18 protein-coding genes and 1 other annotated feature (1 of these 19 only partly in view) are annotated in these 15,758 nt (G+C 48.3%); all 18 genes read right to left on the bottom strand.

Annotated features, from left to right (window positions below; all coding sequences use genetic code 11):
- Positions 1-16 (bottom strand) — a binding site (T-box leader); it reaches 274 nt to the left of the window's first position.
- A 58-nt stretch (positions 17-74) separates the two neighbouring features.
- Positions 75-584 carry a DivIVA domain-containing protein gene (locus AAIH57_RS17560; protein ID WP_056696170.1) on the bottom strand — a complete coding sequence of 170 codons (510 nt, stop codon included), beginning with the start codon at positions 582-584 and terminating at the stop codon, positions 75-77.
- The gene (locus AAIH57_RS17555) at positions 556-708 is read right to left on the bottom strand and encodes a hypothetical protein (protein ID WP_175397550.1); all 153 of its coding nucleotides are present in this window, start codon (positions 706-708) and stop codon (positions 556-558) included. Before AAIH57_RS17555 ends, AAIH57_RS17560 begins: the two co-directional genes overlap by 29 nt.
- Positions 709-829: 121 nt before the next feature.
- Positions 830-1,612, bottom strand: coding sequence for an RNA-binding protein (locus tag AAIH57_RS17550; protein ID WP_175397549.1), 783 nt, complete (start codon positions 1,610-1,612; stop codon positions 830-832).
- Between the two features lie 19 nt (positions 1,613-1,631).
- Positions 1,632-1,895 (bottom strand): YggT family protein, encoded by a 264-nt coding sequence (locus tag AAIH57_RS17545; RefSeq protein WP_281366150.1) that lies wholly within the window; start codon positions 1,893-1,895, stop codon positions 1,632-1,634.
- Positions 1,896-1,902: 7 nt separating this feature from the next.
- The gene (locus tag AAIH57_RS17540) at positions 1,903-2,370 is read right to left on the bottom strand and encodes a cell division protein SepF (RefSeq protein WP_175397548.1); all 468 of its coding nucleotides are present in this window, start codon (positions 2,368-2,370) and stop codon (positions 1,903-1,905) included.
- Positions 2,361-3,062 (bottom strand): YggS family pyridoxal phosphate-dependent enzyme, encoded by a 702-nt coding sequence (locus AAIH57_RS17535; protein WP_430022525.1) that lies wholly within the window; start codon positions 3,060-3,062, stop codon positions 2,361-2,363. The genes AAIH57_RS17540 and AAIH57_RS17535 overlap by 10 nt, the downstream gene beginning before the upstream one ends.
- A gap of 6 nt (positions 3,063-3,068) precedes the next feature.
- Positions 3,069-3,968, bottom strand: a complete 900-nt coding sequence (pgeF, locus tag AAIH57_RS17530; RefSeq protein WP_430022524.1) for a peptidoglycan editing factor PgeF — start codon at positions 3,966-3,968, stop codon at positions 3,069-3,071.
- Positions 3,969-4,019: 51 nt separating this feature from the next.
- Complete coding sequence (locus AAIH57_RS17525; protein WP_246310997.1) at positions 4,020-4,412, bottom strand: YlmC/YmxH family sporulation protein; 393 nt, start codon at positions 4,410-4,412, stop codon at positions 4,020-4,022.
- A gap of 252 nt (positions 4,413-4,664) precedes the next feature.
- The gene (gene sigG / locus AAIH57_RS17520; RefSeq protein WP_095289985.1) at positions 4,665-5,447 is read right to left on the bottom strand and encodes an RNA polymerase sporulation sigma factor SigG; all 783 of its coding nucleotides are present in this window, start codon (positions 5,445-5,447) and stop codon (positions 4,665-4,667) included.
- A gap of 111 nt (positions 5,448-5,558) precedes the next feature.
- Positions 5,559-6,281 carry an RNA polymerase sporulation sigma factor SigE gene (gene sigE / locus AAIH57_RS17515; protein ID WP_095289983.1) on the bottom strand — a complete coding sequence of 241 codons (723 nt, stop codon included), beginning with the start codon at positions 6,279-6,281 and terminating at the stop codon, positions 5,559-5,561.
- 11 nt (positions 6,282-6,292) lie between these two features.
- Complete coding sequence (gene spoIIGA / locus AAIH57_RS17510; protein WP_175397545.1) at positions 6,293-7,273, bottom strand: sigma-E processing peptidase SpoIIGA; 981 nt, start codon at positions 7,271-7,273, stop codon at positions 6,293-6,295.
- Positions 7,274-7,524: 251 nt separating this feature from the next.
- Entirely contained in the window at positions 7,525-8,637 is a 1,113-nt protein-coding gene (gene ftsZ / locus AAIH57_RS17505; RefSeq protein ID WP_175397544.1) for a cell division protein FtsZ, read from the bottom strand.
- Positions 8,638-8,786: 149 nt separating this feature from the next.
- The gene (gene ftsA, locus AAIH57_RS17500; protein ID WP_430022523.1) at positions 8,787-10,067 is read right to left on the bottom strand and encodes a cell division protein FtsA; all 1,281 of its coding nucleotides are present in this window, start codon (positions 10,065-10,067) and stop codon (positions 8,787-8,789) included.
- 295 nt (positions 10,068-10,362) lie between these two features.
- Positions 10,363-11,130: a cell division protein FtsQ/DivIB gene (locus AAIH57_RS17495; RefSeq protein WP_175397542.1), complete on the bottom strand. Its 768-nt coding sequence runs from the start codon at positions 11,128-11,130 to the stop codon at positions 10,363-10,365.
- A 65-nt stretch (positions 11,131-11,195) separates the two neighbouring features.
- On the bottom strand, positions 11,196-12,479 hold the full coding sequence (murA, locus tag AAIH57_RS17490; protein ID WP_430022522.1) for a UDP-N-acetylglucosamine 1-carboxyvinyltransferase: 1,284 nt from the start codon (positions 12,477-12,479) through the stop codon (positions 11,196-11,198).
- A 17-nt stretch (positions 12,480-12,496) separates the two neighbouring features.
- Complete coding sequence (murB, locus tag AAIH57_RS17485) at positions 12,497-13,402, bottom strand: UDP-N-acetylmuramate dehydrogenase (RefSeq protein WP_430022521.1); 906 nt, start codon at positions 13,400-13,402, stop codon at positions 12,497-12,499.
- A gap of 140 nt (positions 13,403-13,542) precedes the next feature.
- Positions 13,543-14,652, bottom strand: a complete 1,110-nt coding sequence (gene murG, locus AAIH57_RS17480; RefSeq protein ID WP_430022520.1) for an undecaprenyldiphospho-muramoylpentapeptide beta-N-acetylglucosaminyltransferase — start codon at positions 14,650-14,652, stop codon at positions 13,543-13,545.
- Positions 14,653-14,659: 7 nt separating this feature from the next.
- Entirely contained in the window at positions 14,660-15,757 is a 1,098-nt protein-coding gene (gene spoVE / locus AAIH57_RS17475) for a stage V sporulation protein E (RefSeq protein ID WP_430022519.1), read from the bottom strand.
- Position 15,758: the final 1 nt, after the last annotated feature.

Here is a 15,758-nt window from a genome sequence, read left to right as displayed (position 1 = left end):
CCGTCATGGAATCATTATTCATTATGAATATAGTTATAGCCTCTTTAGAGGCAAAAGTCAACCGGGCAGGCTGACTAATAAATTTCCTTCATTTCCCGCTCACGGTCACGGACTTCCTGTTCCCGACTCTCCAGTGCTTCCCATCCATCCTGGGACAACAGTTCGAGCTGAGCTTCAACAAGTGTACGGAAACGGGCACGATAGATGGAAGCCTGCTTTTTCAGCTCTTCCACTTCAAGAGCAATCTTGCGGGACTTCGCCAAAGACTCGTTCACGATCCGGTCAGCATTCTTCTCTGCTTCCTTCACAATGAGCTGCGCTTCTTTCTTCGCATTGTTCTTCACATCGTCGGCTGCTTCCTGCGCTATGATAATCGTTTTGCTGAGCGTCTCTTCAATTGTGGCAAAATGATCAAGCTTCTCCTGAACGGACAGCAACTGATTGCTCAGCTCTTTGTTCTCGCGAATGACGCCTTCGTAATCTTTGATGACTTGATCCAGGAACTCATTGACTTCATCCTCGTCATACCCGCGCAAGCGTCGGGAAAATTCCTTGTTATGTATGTCCAGCGGCGTTAATGGCATGCTGTCCACCTCCTGTTAAAGTTCCTTCCCGTACCGAGAAGGTTTGCAGCACATGGGTACGACCCAAAGGGCCGTGAACAAGCTGCCATCTGGCAACTTGTACGATTTGCAATTGCAGAATCAACGTTCTGATTCCAATACGGTCACAACAACCTTGTACTTCAATGTATATCGGAAACAGCGAATGTTTTTTACACCTTTATCTTAAACATTTCGACAAGAAAACGGGTTTTCCTGCAACGCCGCTAAGCAAATTTGCCGATTTTTACACGACAACGTCCCTTTTTGGTCATACCGTCCTGTTCCAGTACCTTAAAACGGCCAAAACCTTGAATGGAAACCACGTCCCCAGCTTTCAGCGGTTTGGACGGATCTTCCTCCACTTTCCAATTCACCCGGCATCGACCGGCCTTGATGGGAATCAGAACTTTACTGCGACTCAGTCGGTACACATCCGCACAAATTCCGTCCAGACGCAGGGATGCAACGGTAATATCCATCGTCTCCAGCTTGCTCTCAGACCATTTCATCTGATCCAGGGGAAGAAGCTCTGTAAACACATGAACCCGATGTACCTGATTCAATTGAAGCGATAAAAAAGCGCCGGTTTCCGCGGCCACCACGGTGTGGCACCCGTCATCCAGCACTTGGATATCTCCGATCTTGCCGCGTTTCAGTCCAAGCCCGAGCAGGGCCCCCATGTAGTCCCCATGCTCCAGCTCAGCAATTTTCTGATCGTCTGACGTAATGCTGAGCACCTGCATACCCATATCCTCATCATCGAGATACCGATAATCCGGTGCAATCAACGCACGTTTGCGTTCAGCTCCCTCGTAGCCTCCGTCCAGACGAATCTGGACGTCATTGCGACGATTGACAAGCGTTTGCAATATAAAAGCCTGTCTTGGATCAAGGAAATCCGTTAGCTTCATGTCATGAAGCTTGCCTGCACGTTCCACCCAATCCGAGGCCTTATCCACAAAATCACGCTCATCATGGCTAAAATGTTCGTAAATTTCACCACTCATCTATGTTCACCCTACCCTATCAGAAGTAGCTGATGATCGAGAGCAAACCTGATCTCGCCAGTTGAAGAGTAATTAGCGCAACAATTGGTGAAATGTCCAGCATGCCGAACAAAGGCGGAATGAAACGTCTGAAAGGACTCAAATACGGTTCCACCAATTTGGCAAGCCACTCACCAATGACGCTCTCCCGTGCATTCGGAAGCCACGACATCAATACATATCCAATAATCATGTAGAAATAAATCTCAAACAGGTAAAACACTACGAGTTGAAGTTGATACAAAAGCGGCTCACCTCATTCTGTTGTAATCTTGCTCGCTGTCAGCCAGTATTTCCGTAATTGCTCCCTGAATTTCAACGGTATCCGGCGTACAGAGAAAAATGTTGCCGCCAATTTTTGAAATACCCCCGCCCAGTGCGTATACGGTACCACTCAAGAAATCAATAACACGCAGTGCCTGGTCTTGGCGCACCCGCTGCAAGTTCACAACGACTGTACGATGTGAACGAAGGTGGTCGGCAATTTCCTGAGCTTCGTCATAGGAACGAGGTTCATACAGGACAACTTTAACATTTTTCTGGGAATGAATGCTCACAACATTATTCCCCCTTTGGTTTCTACGTTTATCAAGACTGGAGGTTTCAGCTTCCTGTTGATCCGGCTCTGAGTCCTCTTGTGCAGCCAGACGTTCGCGTTCCACAATTTCTTCCTCTTCCTGAAGTCCAAGGAAATTCATAAATTTATTCATTACGCCCATCGTGAACCCTCCTCTTTTCCTACGAGAATTGATCCCAGCCTTACCCATGTCGCCCCTTCTTCAATGGCCACTTCAAAATCATTGGACATTCCCATCGATAGCTGAGTCAATGGTTCCGATGTCAGGGCTTGTCCATTCAAATGGTCTCTTAGCTCACGAAGTCCACGAAAAACGGGACGTGTAAGCTGCGGATCTTCCTCATGGGGAGCCATAGTCATCAGACCGATGACCTTCAGGTTGCTGAAGTTACTGATCTCACGCAAAAATGAACTCGCCTGTTCAGGCTGCAATCCATATTTGCTCTCCTCACCCGAAATATTCACCTGCAAAAATGTTTCCACCTGTGTACCTAAGGCAGCTGCCTTTTTGTCCAGCTCCTTCGCCAAAGACAAACGGTCCAGTGAATGTATGTAGCGAAATTTGCCAATAACGTCCTTCACTTTGTTGGTCTGCAAATGACCAATAAAGTGCCAGGTCCCTTGCTGACCGAATGCTTCCCACTTGGCCTGTGCATCCTGCCAGCGATTCTCTCCAATATGCTCAAGGCCGCTATCCAGCACAGCGCCTGTCGTTTCAAGCGAGACGTATTTCGTAACCGCAATCACATTCACGTCTTCGCGCTGACGGCCACTGCGCTGGCACGCAGCTTCGATCTTCTGATTTACCTGTTGAATCCGCTCCTCCAATGACACAGAGGGTCACCTCTCTTCCAGCCCAATCCAGCTCGCCATTCTTCCGGTTGTTCCATTTTCCTTGCGATATGAGAAAAACAGTTCCGGGTGGCAGCTTGTACACCACGTTGTACATTCGATATGATCCGGCAATATTCCTGCTTTCATCATAATGTGTCGATTGCATTCTTTCAAGTTTAACATCGTCTTCCCGTTTCCAGATGAATGATACACGCGGCCATGCGCAGAGTTATTGTATTCATCATTACCCGGAGAAGATTCAAACCAAACCCGTACATGCTGCATGACGGCTTCATCCACTTCATAACAGCAATCCCCGATCGACGGACCAATGGCTGCACGGATATCCTGCGGCCGACTTCCGTATTCACGTTCCATCGTTTCCACCATCGACTGGGCAATACCGGCTACGGTCCCTTTCCATCCCGCATGAGCAAGCCCTACAGCTTGCTGCACTGGGTCGTAAAAATACAGCGGGACACAGTCTGCGTAAAAAGAAGTCAACAGCAAACCGGGTACATTGGTGACAAGACCATCTGTATCCTGCAGTGCTGACTGTCGATCCAGCAAGCCCCTGCCTTGATCCTCAGCCCTTATCACAGCCACATGTTTCCCGTGCACCTGCTCTCCACACGTCCAGGCTTCCACGGAAAAGCCCAGCTTCTCAGCCACAAGACGGCGGTTTGTCAGTACGTCTGAAGGATCATCGCCAACATGATACGCACAGTTTAGACTGGCGTATGGTTGACTACCGACTCCGCCCTGCCTTGTAGTAAATCCCGCCGTCATCCGGTTAAACTGTTGCCTCCACGGTTCCACATATAACAACAACGGATCTGGGCCTCCATTTGACTGTTGATCCTCAGCCCGTTCGAAATTTTGATTGTTCAGAATAAAGGGTTCCATTATCTCACCTCACAGCTTCCAGTGTACCAAATGAGCCACGTTCTGTCTCGATTATATCGTTCGGCGCTGGGAGCGGTCCAATCGCTCAAGGCGTTCGACCCGCTCCACGCGGCTGCTTTGCTGCTCATCATACATTCGAGCTTCACGATCTCGCTCATCGTAGGTCGTTTCTCTGACTTCATCCATTTTGACCAAAATGACGTCCGAACCAATCTTAACAATGTTCCTCCATGGAATAACCAGATCCGTGCCTCCTCCGAACAACCCCATGAAACGGCTGTATCCAGGTACAACGATGGCCTCAATCCGCCCCTGCTTCAAATCCAGCTCCAGATCGCTAATCTGACCCAGACGTTTGCCATCCGTTATGTTAATGACATCTTTGGTCTGAAAATCCGAGATCTTCATTCCTCTTGCCGCCGACTCACCTGTGTTCACTTTCATCTGTACTCGCCCCCTGCCTAATCCGCTTATACCGTTCACCGCTTCTATACAATATATGTTTTATGGGCGAAAAATGTCCTGTTTTTCGGCACCTCGCTGAAATAAGTAATCCTTGATCTGAGATTGAGCATTTTGTTTATGGCGTTTATTGGATTGTGATTATCTTCATTTCTGATGTCGAATAATTATAAATAAAAAAACGACCAACCGAGTATCACACCCGTTTGATCGTCTTCATGAATTAAGACAAGTTTACGTCTTCACGTGTTTCTGCATCTGCTGTATCGCGGATTTCTCCAGACGGGATACCTGAGCCTGGGAAATTCCGATCTCATCGGCGACTTCCATCTGTGTTTTCCCTTCGAAAAAACGCATGGACAGAATCATTTTTTCCCGCTGACCAAGACGATGCATAGCCTCCCGCAGTGCTATTTCCTCAATCCAGGACACATCCTTGTTTTTGTCATCACTGATCTGATCCATCACATAGATTGGATCTCCACCGTCATGATAGATCGGCTCGAAGAGTGATACCGGATCCTGAATGGCATCCAGTGCAAAAACAACATCTTCCTTGGGCACATTTAATGCTTCGGAGATTTCGAATATTGTCGGTTCACGAGAATTTTTATTGGTCAGGCTGTCACGAACCTGAAGCGCCTTATATGCGATGTCCCGCAGAGAACGGGATACCCGGATCGGGTTATTGTCACGCAGATAACGACGGATCTCACCGATAATCATCGGTACTGCGTACGTTGAAAATTTGACATTCTGGGATAAATCAAAATTATCAATGGCTTTCATCAGGCCGATACATCCAACCTGGAACAGATCATCGACAAACTCCCCCCGATTGTTAAAGCGCTGAATGACACTGAGTACAAGCCGCAGGTTGCCATTCACTAATTTCTCTCTTGCTGAGCGATCATGGTGCTGCTGAAGGGAATGGAACAATTCCCGCATTTCTGTGTTGGTAAGGACAGGCAATTTTGCGGTGTCCACACCACAAATCTCGACTTTGTTTCGGGTCATCGTGATTTACCTCCCAAGGAGAAACATTAATGTACATTATCTCCGGGGCAGGCTTTTTTATTCGTCCCTGGCATCCCTGCCATTAATACCCATTATAAAAATTACTCTCCATCAGACCATCTTATTGAACTCCTTGCGGAGTCTTTTAATGATTCTTTTTTCCAAACGAGAAATATAGGATTGGGAGATTCCGAGCAGATCCGCAACGTCTTTTTGCGTTTTCTCCTCCCCGTCCGTCAAGCCAAAGCGAAGCTCCATAATCATTCGCTCGCGTTCGGTTAATTTTTCCAATGCCTTGTGCAGAAGCTTTCGATCTACCTGCTCTTCAATATTCCGATAGATTGTATCGTTCTCGGTTCCGAGGACATCCGATAATAACAGCTCGTTTCCGTCCCAATCAATGTTGAGTGGTTCGTCAAAAGAAACTTCTGTACGAATTTTGCTGTTACGCCGCAAATACATCAATATTTCATTCTCAATACAACGGGAGGCGTACGTTGCCAGCTTGATCTTCTTTTCCGGATCAAACGTGTTGACGGCCTTGATGAGCCCAATGGCTCCGATGGAAACCAAGTCTTCAATGTTAATGCCTGTGTTTTCAAACTTGCGAGCGATATACACAACCAGGCGAAGGTTTCGTTCAATCAACATGGCACGAATCGCCGCATCCCCTGAAGAGAGCTTTTGCAGCAAAAACTCTTCTTCTTCCCGTGTCAGAGGGGGCGGCAGGGCTTCACTGCCTCCAATATAATAAATTTCCTCACTTTTCAAACCAAGCAGAAATAACAGACGGTAATACTGCAGCTGCGCCACCAGTTTCCATTTCACAAGCATGTACGTTCCTCCTATACCACATTCAGCGGCTTTTCTGTTGCTCCCGCAGAGAGAGCCGTAGACTGCGCAGAGGCAGCGTCTTGCACAAGCTCAGGGTGAATGACCGCACGGTACTTTCCTTCTGACGACAATACTCCGCCATCCAGCCCGATTAAAACCTTTGTTGTCTCGTAACACATTTGATCCAATGTCACTCTCACCCGATCAGGCTTGATCGCCAGCATAAATGCAGTCCCTTTGTTAATACCTCGATAGGGCACCAGTCTTAATCGACCCTGCCAGCGGAAGTCCTCCTGATCCAGCTCCATGATAAGGTTGTCCGGCGATTCTTCCTTCAACCTTCCTTTCCAGGAAGCTGGCAGCATGTCTTGCCACAGTGAAACCTCCATCACCATAACCGGCAAACGGGACAGGGGGTCCGTTAGTTGATTACCGGTATCCACGAGGCCTGTACAAGAAATATTTACATCGTCGATAAAAACCTGCACTTGTCCCAGATAGGTTGTCATACGGTCTGATTTGCGCTTGGAACTTTGCACGGCTTTGAATAAAAACAGCACGGCAAAGAATACGATAAAGGTAAACCAGAAGGCGATCTTCAGATCAAAAGTCATTCCGCCCGAAGCTGTAAACCAGATACCGTTAAACAGCTCGCCTGTACTCTGAAGCATATAGTGTATCCCTAAAATGCCTCCGGCAGCGACGAAGTTAATGACATAGAAGGTGCCCAAATTCCTCATGAAAACCTGGAGGCCCTTAAAACCAAATGCGATAAACAGCATCACCAGTGACAAACCAAACTTGATCAAAAAGGTGAACATAAAATCAAACTCCGGCACAAACATCATGACGACATAGAGGGCCCCCACAATGGAAGACAGCAGCCATCTCCACCAGACCAGCTTCGTTTTGCGCATCCAGGCTGTAAGTCCGATGAGTGCACCGTCAATACACAGGTTTGTCAAAAAAATAAGATCTACATAAACGACCAACTCTTCACCTGCCTCGTACCAAATATCGGGTTAACGTTGTTCCGATATTCTATGAGCATACACACAAGTATAAGGAGCTCCCTGTTCAAAGTCTGTCTAATCATGGGGGCATCGTTTCAACTTTTTTTGTCGGAATTCCTCATGCCCATTGTTCAGAATTTGTTCATTCGTGTGTGATACGCTGTATATAGACAGAAAAACCCGGTATCTCCATAAGGAGAACCGGGTTTGGATTGAAAATAAATGCAGTTTTAGTCGTTGTTATTATTGCGTGAACGATTGCGCAAAAATGTCGGAATATCCAGCTGATCGTTGCTCGGCTGATTCCCGAATGGGCGCAGATTCGGCGAGCGGTTTTCAGCAGGCTCACTCGCAGGTGTCGGTTTGCGTCCTGGTGGTGGTGAAACAGGCTTGTCTTCAAAACCAGTTGCAATAACCGTAACCTTGATTTCTTCTTTCAGATTTTCATCAATGATGGCACCAAAGATCATGTTCACTTCCGGATCGGAAGCAGACGTGACAATTTCTGCGGCTTCATTGACTTCATAGAGTGACAGGTTAATGCCACCGGTGATGTTCATGATAACCCCGCGCGCACCTTCAATAGACGTCTCCAGCAAAGGACTCATGATCGCTTTGCGAGCTGCCTCAGCCGCACGATTTTCACCAGTTGCTTCCCCGATTCCCATCAGGGCAGATCCACGCTCAGTCATAATGGTTTTTACGTCTGCAAAGTCAAGGTTGATCAGACCCGGTACAGCGATCAAATCCGAGATACCTTGTACCGCTTGACGCAATACGTTATCTGCTTGACGGAACGCTTCAAGCATTGGTGTCTTTTTGTCCACAATCTCCAGCAAACGGTCATTTGGAATGACAATCAGCGTGTCGACTTTTTCCTTGAGAGCCTCAATCCCTTGCTCTGCATGGCTGGAGCGTTTGCGTCCTTCAAATGTAAATGGACGAGTAACCACACCAACGGTAAGTGCACCGCATTCTTTGGCAATCTCAGCAATAACTGGAGCTGCTCCCGTACCTGTACCACCGCCCATACCGGCTGTAACAAATACCATGTCCGCACCTTTCAATGTGTTCATGATCAGATCACGGGATTCTTCCGCTGCTTTTTTACCTACGTCCGGGTTGGCACCCGCGCCAAGACCTCGAGTTAATTTATCACCGATTTGCAATTTATGTTCGGATTTAGCCAGATGCAATGCTTGCGCATCCGTATTCACCGTTATAAATTCCACACCTTGTACACCATTTTCGATCATACGGTTGACTGCGTTGCTGCCGCCGCCGCCTACACCGATGACTTTTATTTGAGCCAAGCTCTCCATCTCGAAATCAAATTCCAACATATTATTCCATCTCCCCCTCAATGTGCATGGATGGCCCGTCCAATTTTTTGATTGAACCGAATCAATTTCATATATCGACGAACGAAAGCGTATATATTAATACCAGCGCATTCAGACGGCTTCTAGAAGTATGAAATAGATTCAACCTGTTATATAAATTCGCTGAACATATTTTTCAGCCGTTCGAACAAACCCGGTTTTTGCTCCGATTCCGGAGACGCACTCGGTTTAACACGGTTGGTCGGTTTCTTGTTGTTGTTATTATTGTTGCTGCCACCGCCGCTGCTGATCGATGGACGAATACGCAAACTGCGAATTACACTGTGTAAAATGCCGACCCCGCTTGTGTAGCCCGGGTCGCGTACACCGATATAATCCGGAACTGCAATTCGAACCGATGCAGCAAGCTCATGCTGTGCTACTTGCAGAACACCTGGCATCGAGACGGTCCCTCCCGTTAGTATATAACCTCCGGGAAGCTCTGTGTAACCCAGGCGCTTCACTTCCTGGGAAATCATCTGGAATATTTCCTGAACACGCGGTTCGATAATTGCGGCGAGGTCTTCCTGAGAGAATTCCTTGTCCACATTGCTACCGATTCGTGTTACTTTGAACATGACGTCGGCCGCAGCATCATCAAGCCATGCACAACCGTACTTCAACTTCACCTTTTCGGCTTGATCTGTTAGCGTACGCAATCCATATGCGATGTCGTTCGTAACAAACTCACCGCCAATAGGCAGCGTTGACGTTGCAACAAGACTGTCTTCTTCAAAGACAGCGATGGTTGTTGCACCTGCTCCAATATCAACAAGAACAGATCCCATCGTTTTTTCATCCTTGGATAAAGCAAGCTGACCTGCTCCCAGTGACATGAGCACCAGATCGCTTACCTTCAGACCCGCTTTTTCAACGCAGCGCAAAAGATTATGTATCGCGGTTTTTGCACCCGTAATGATCGTTGCCTCAACTTCCAGTCGAACACCAATCATACCACGGGGGTCCTGTATGCCCTCCAAGCCGTCTACAACATACTGCTTGGCGACAACATCAATAATTTCCCGTTCCGGCGGAACCGCAATCACCTCGGCTGCTTTCAACACCCGTTCCATGTCTTCTTCTCCGATTTCACGATCCTCGTTAGACACTGCCACGACGCCGTGACTGCTCATCAGTCCGATATGATTTCCCGAGATTCCAACATATACTTCGGATATTTGAATACCTACCATACGTTCTGCATGATCCACTGCATTGCGGATCGACTGCACCGTCTGATCGATATCTACGATTACACCTTTGCGAATTCCCTCCGAGTCGGCAGATCCAACTCCAATAATATTAAAGGTTCCATTATTAATTTCCCCAATAATAGCGCGAATTTTGGATGTACCGATGTCCAAACTAACAATGATGTCATTGTTGCTCAAGTCTGTGGCACCTCCTGACTCCAATAGTAAAATACGTTCGGGTTTAAACACTCTTAAAACATATTCAACACACGTTAGGCTTTCCCTCTTTTTTCTACAATTTTTTTGGGTGGCAAGATCTGGTTGCGAGACATAAAACCTTGAAGAAAAAAGAAGGAGACAACTGATGTGCCATAAGTTCAAGTGTATCATTTTTTCTCCATCTCAGAAAGAATAACTTTCACGGATGAAACAGGGTCAAACCCCGACCCTGCTTGGACTTTTGATTACCTGTCGCAGCTGATTAGCAAGAACATCAGGGTGTTGCTCCCAGCTCTGCATCATCTTCAGGGTCATCTGCGATGAAAGGCACATAGGTATCTGCCTCCAGCATCGTGATCTTCCCTGGCCTCTCGGTCTCAATAACCTGGTTCAAATACTCCACCTTATCCGGCAGCTTAGAGATCGTGGTAATCACTTCAAACTGTGATTTGGTGTACAACCGGATCTGATCCGGGAATGAAGGCGTCGGGTTTGGAATAATTTCCGATATATCCGTCGTCAATTCATTTGGAATCTTGGCAAGAGTCTCACTCAGCTTTTCCTTGAGCGGATCACCCGCTTTCCACTGTGTCAAAATGGGCTTCTCCACAGCAATTCCAATATTGGCCGGGACGGTCAAGCTTGTCCCGCTGGCCAGGATGGCCTGGAGTGTACCATCCGAGCCAAGTTCATAGGCAACGGTCGGGTACTCCTGAATCTTAATATGAACAATGCCAGGGAATTGTTTATCCACCGTTACATTCGCTACCGCCTTAAACATCTTCAAACGCTCGATCACCTCAGCGGAGCTTGTCCCGAAAAACTGATCGCCTTCCTTCAGACCACTTTTCTCCAGTAGTTCGGAAGTTGTCGTGTATACATTACCCGTAATCTCAATGCTCGAAATCCGGCTCATGGAAGAGCGAAAGAACAGCACGGCAAGCAATACAATAAAAAGAAGTAACAGAATAAGAACAATTTTACGGCTTGTGTTTCCTTTGGGCCGGTTCTTCTTCAGAACCGGAATTTGACTTTTAGGCATAGGTCGCGCTCCACAAAGCCTTCGGTCCCCTCCCGCAACTCACGAAGAAGGGGACTCAAAGGACGTTAATTGGCAAAATCCAGCTGTTTCGAAACGGGGGACTGTCGCTCAACCGAAGCTCCAAGACTTTGGAACAGCTTCTCGATACGGTCGTACCCTCTGTCAATATGATGCACTTGCTCGACAACCGTTTTTCCCTGGGCTGCAAGGCCAGCAATAACCAGAGCTGCACCTGCTCGCAGGTCGGTTGCTTCAACTGTAGCTCCGTATAATCGGGGGACACCACGGATAAAGGCTGCATTCAGATCGACTGAAATATCTGCACCCATAACGTTAAGCTCATCCACGTGTTTGAAACGTCCCTCGAATACCGTCTCCTTCATCACGCTGAACCCGTCCGCCAGACTTAGCAAAACCATGATTTGAGACTGCAAGTCTGTAGGAAACGAAGGGTACGGCGATGTCACAATGCGGTCCACGGATTTGGGACGGCTCATACAGCTCACCGTCATTATATCATTGCAGACTGTGATTTGAACACCAGTGCGCTTCAACACATGTATAAGTGAAGTAAGATGTGCCGGGTTACAGTGCGTCAGGGTGACATTACCTCGTGTTGCTGCAGCTGCAATCATAACCGTTCCAGCCACAATCCGATCAGGTATGATCTCATAGGAACATGGACTCAGTTTATCCACACCGTTAATCGTGATTGTATTGGTACCAGCTCCAATAATACTTGCACCCATAGCGTTTAGAAAATGCTGTAAATCTTGAATTTCAGGTTCTCGGGCTGCATTAAATATCGTAGTTGTGCCCTCAGCCATAACGGCTGCCATCATGATATTCTCCGTGGCTCCCACACTCGGGAAGTCCAGATGGATATCGGTACCCACCAGCTCAGGTCCACGGCAGATGATCTGTTGATCCTGCTCTTCAATCGATGCTCCGAGCGCTTCCAGGCCCCGGAGGTGAAGATCAATCTTGCGTTCTCCAATAGCACAACCACCTGGCTGATACACGGATACTTGCCCAAACTTAGCCAGCAATGGCCCCATCAAAAAAATGGAAGAACGCATCTGTTTCATTAGATCCTCAGGCACATCATATGACCGGATGGACGACGTATCTATCGTCACTGTTCCCTGTTCATGCCGACACGTGCATCCAAGCCGTTCCAGGATATACAGCATTACTTCAATGTCCAGCAAGTGCGGAACGTTGTGCAGGGTAACCTCTCCATCTGCCAACAAACTTGCAGCCATGATCGGTAAAGCGGCATTTTTTGCTCCATGGATGCGTATGGATCCTGAGAGGGGTTTCCCGCCTTCAATCACCAATTTGTCCAATGTATCACCTCCGGGGTTTACCGCTCACCCACTACGAAGACTTCCGGTACCAGGTTAATACCGTTTTGAGATGATATAGTGCTCTGAATTTGCTGCATAAGGGTGATAACGTCCTCTGCTGTTGCTTGACCGGTATTGACAATAAAATTGGCATGCATGGTGGATACCTGTGCGCCTCCCTGTGTCAATCCTTTTAGCCCTGCTGCTTCAATCAGCCGGGCCGCGTGGTCACCGGGTGGATTTCGGAATACACTGCCTGCACAAGCCATCTGCAGTGGCTGGGTTAGGCGTCTGCGGTCTTTGTAAGCCGCCACCGTTTCCGAAATGACTTTGCGCTCGCCTTGCCGAAGGACAAATGTAGCTTCAAGCACAATGCCTCTCCGTTCATGCAGTACAGAGTGGCGATACGCAAATTCCATGTCCTCCTTGCTGTAACGTACCAATTCGCCTGTCTCCAGCACAATCTCAGCGGAATGAAATATGCGTGACACATCCGATCCATGGGCACCAGCGTTCATATACACAGCTCCACCGACGGTTCCGGGAATACCACTGCCAAACTCCAGTCCGGTCCACTCCTTTTTGGCAGCAACCACACTGAGTTTCACAAAGGAATGTGCTGCTCCTGCCGTTACGCCGTCATCGTGAAACTCCGCGTAATCGAAGCCATTCCCTGGTTTCACGACAATGCCGCGTATTCCCTTGTCAGACACCAGCATGTTTGATCCGCGTCCAAGCTGCATCCAGGGTATCTGATGGTGATGCAGCAATTGAACGAGATGAACCATCTGTTCCTTGTTTTCCGGTATAACCAGCGCGTCCGCAGGACCGCCGATTTTCCATGTGGTGTATTTGGCCAGCGGCTCGTTTTCAAGGATCATACCGACATTATTCTGGGATAGTATTGATATCCACTGATGCATGCTTGAATCCTCCTTTGCCTCAAACCGCCGAGCACAGTCTCTGAGCAAACCGTGATATGGCGCCATGGAACGATTGTCACAATTTATACGGTATCTTATGTCAGTCCTGCCTTGTGTGTGACAATCGCCCAGAACGCACTTTACTCGCGTACAGCAAGCCTTCGAATCTCACTCACCAGCACCTCGGCCGCATCCGGCTTGCCAAGCTCCCGGGAAGCAGCTGCCATGCGTTTGCGTGCTGCTTCATCATTCATGATGCTGGCAATAGCTTCATACAGTACCTTTCCCGACAGATCCTTCTCCAGCATGGTTACTGACGCACCCCCGCCTTCCAGAGTACGCGCATTGGCTTCCTGGTGATTGTTTGTCACGTTGGGTGACGGAATCAGAATGGACGGGATGCCGAGCGATGTAATTTCTGCCAGGAATGAAGCCCCTGCACGATTCACAATTAACGAAGTGCAGGCAAGCACTTCAGGCATGTTGTGAACATAAGGAAGCACATGCAAATGGTTTGGCATCGTTCCAAGTGAACTGCGGATCGCTTCCCGTGTTTCGTCAAAATAGGATTCGCCCGTTACATAAACCACATGTACATCGTCCAGTTTCTCGAGCATGGGAGCCATGTCCACCATCGCTTTATTGATCGCTTTTGCCCCCCGGCTGCCACCAACAACCAGCACAACTCTGCTGTCCATCGGCACCCCCAATGTGGCAAAGCCCCGATCCCGACTGGCCTTGGCTACCGTAGTTGCCCGCGGGTTACCCGTGTATACTACTCTTTTGGCACCGGAGAACGCCTTCTCGGACCCTTCAAAGCTAACCGCAACGGTATCTACATAACGAGTGAGAAACTTATTGGTTAAGCCTGGAATCGCATTCTGCTCATGAATAACACTTGGAATACCAAGCTTGGCTGCCGCATAGACGACAGGTCCGCATACATAGCCACCCGTACCAATGACTACATCAGGTTTGAATTCCTTCAGCATTTTTTTCGATTTACGAACGCCCTGAATAAATCTCATCACCGTCTTCAGATTGTCCACGGACAACTTTCGGCGAAAACCTGTAATATCAATGGATTGAAACGGAATGTTCTCCTGCGGCACCAATTTGCTCTCCAGCCCGCGGGTACCTCCAATATATAAAAATGTCGAGTCGGGATTTTCCGCCTCACATTGCCTTGCTATGGCAACGGCCGGATAGATATGTCCACCGGTACCGCCGCCGCTTAGTACGACTCGCATCGCATAGTCACCTCGCATAACGTGATAAGTTCAATAATATGCCTAATGCTGTCAGCATCAAGGTTAGGGATGATCCGCCATAACTAATCAGTGGAAGGGTTATCCCTGTAACCGGCATGAGCCCGATGACAACGCCGATATTAATAATGACCTGTACTGCCACCATTCCGATAATGCCGACACCCAGCAAACTGCCAAAAGGATCCGGTACGGTCATCGCAACACGCATCCCCCTCCAGACCAACTCCAGGAACAAGAGGAGTACAATCAGACCACCGATAAAACCAAGCTCTTCAGCCAAAATGGAAAAAATGAAATCCGTTTGCGGTTCAGGCACGTAGCTGTATTTTTGCCGGCTCATCCCCAGTCCCAATCCCGCCAGGCCGCCAGGACCGATCGCATATAACGATTGTATGATTTGATAACCGGCACCAAGCGGATCTGACCAGGGGTCCAGAAAAGCCGTTATTCGCTTCAATCTGTAGGGAGCAGCCGCAATCAATGCAGCGAATCCCGCAGCACCGCCAAGGGCAAGCAGCAGCAAATGTTTCATCCGCGCTCCTGCCGTAAAAATAATCAGCATGGATGCACCCATCATCACGGTGCCTGTCCCCAAATCGGGCTGCAGCATAATGATTCCGAAAGCGAGCCCAATCAATCCGAGCGGAGGCAACAGGCCCGTTGTGAATGTTTTGATCTTCCCCGGCTCCTTGCTTAACCAATGGGCCAAAAACAAAATCATGCCCAGCTTCATGAATTCAGAAGGCTGAATACCGAATGAACCAATGCCGAGCCAGCTTCGCGCCCCACCTCGAACCACACCGATCCCAGGGATCAACACCGCGATCAACATAATAAAACAGGCAATCAATATCGGCTTCGCATATTTCCGCCAGACCCGGTAATCCACATTGGCTGTAACAAACATGGCAGCCAGTCCGAGTCCTGCGAATAACAGCTGTCTTTTGACAAAATAAAATGAATCGCCATAGTCATGAAAGGCAAGCACCGAGCCTGCACTATAGACCATGATAATGCCGATGGCAAGCAATGCCACAATACAAATCAGGAGCCAGATATCCGGCGCCGGTCGCGTCTGTTTCATC

It is taken from the genome of Paenibacillus sp. MABNR03 (assembly GCF_050455445.1).
GTDB lineage: Bacteria > Bacillota > Bacilli > Paenibacillales > Paenibacillaceae > Paenibacillus > Paenibacillus xylanilyticus.
This window is presented reverse-complemented; position numbering and strand designations above follow the sequence as displayed.

Bases quoted from the DNA above. Each gene is read 5' to 3' on its own strand.
- sigE (WP_095289983.1), bottom strand. From the start codon at position 6,281: ATGCTTGTGAAATGGAAACTGGTGGCGCAGCTGCAGTATTACCGTCTG.
- pgeF (WP_430022524.1), bottom strand. From the start codon at position 3,968: ATGGAACCCTTTATTCTGAACAATCAAAATTTCGAACGGGCTGAGGAT.
- murG (WP_430022520.1), bottom strand. From the start codon at position 14,652: ATGCGAGTCGTACTAAGCGGCGGCGGTACCGGTGGACATATCTATCCG.
- murB (WP_430022521.1), bottom strand. From the start codon at position 13,402: ATGCATCAGTGGATATCAATACTATCCCAGAATAATGTCGGTATGATC.
- ftsZ (WP_175397544.1), bottom strand. From the start codon at position 8,637: ATGTTGGAATTTGATTTCGAGATGGAGAGCTTGGCTCAAATAAAAGTC.
- spoVE (WP_430022519.1), bottom strand. From the start codon at position 15,757: ATGAAACAGACGCGACCGGCGCCGGATATCTGGCTCCTGATTTGTATT.
- AAIH57_RS17525 (WP_246310997.1), bottom strand. From the start codon at position 4,412: ATGAAAGTGAACACAGGTGAGTCGGCGGCAAGAGGAATGAAGATCTCG.
- AAIH57_RS17550 (WP_175397549.1), bottom strand. From the start codon at position 1,612: ATGAGTGGTGAAATTTACGAACATTTTAGCCATGATGAGCGTGATTTT.
- AAIH57_RS17495 (WP_175397542.1), bottom strand. From the start codon at position 11,130: ATGCCTAAAAGTCAAATTCCGGTTCTGAAGAAGAACCGGCCCAAAGGA.
- AAIH57_RS17560 (WP_056696170.1), bottom strand. From the start codon at position 584: ATGCCATTAACGCCGCTGGACATACATAACAAGGAATTTTCCCGACGC.
- AAIH57_RS17540 (WP_175397548.1), bottom strand. From the start codon at position 2,370: ATGGGCGTAATGAATAAATTTATGAATTTCCTTGGACTTCAGGAAGAG.
- sigG (WP_095289985.1), bottom strand. From the start codon at position 5,447: ATGACCCGAAACAAAGTCGAGATTTGTGGTGTGGACACCGCAAAATTG.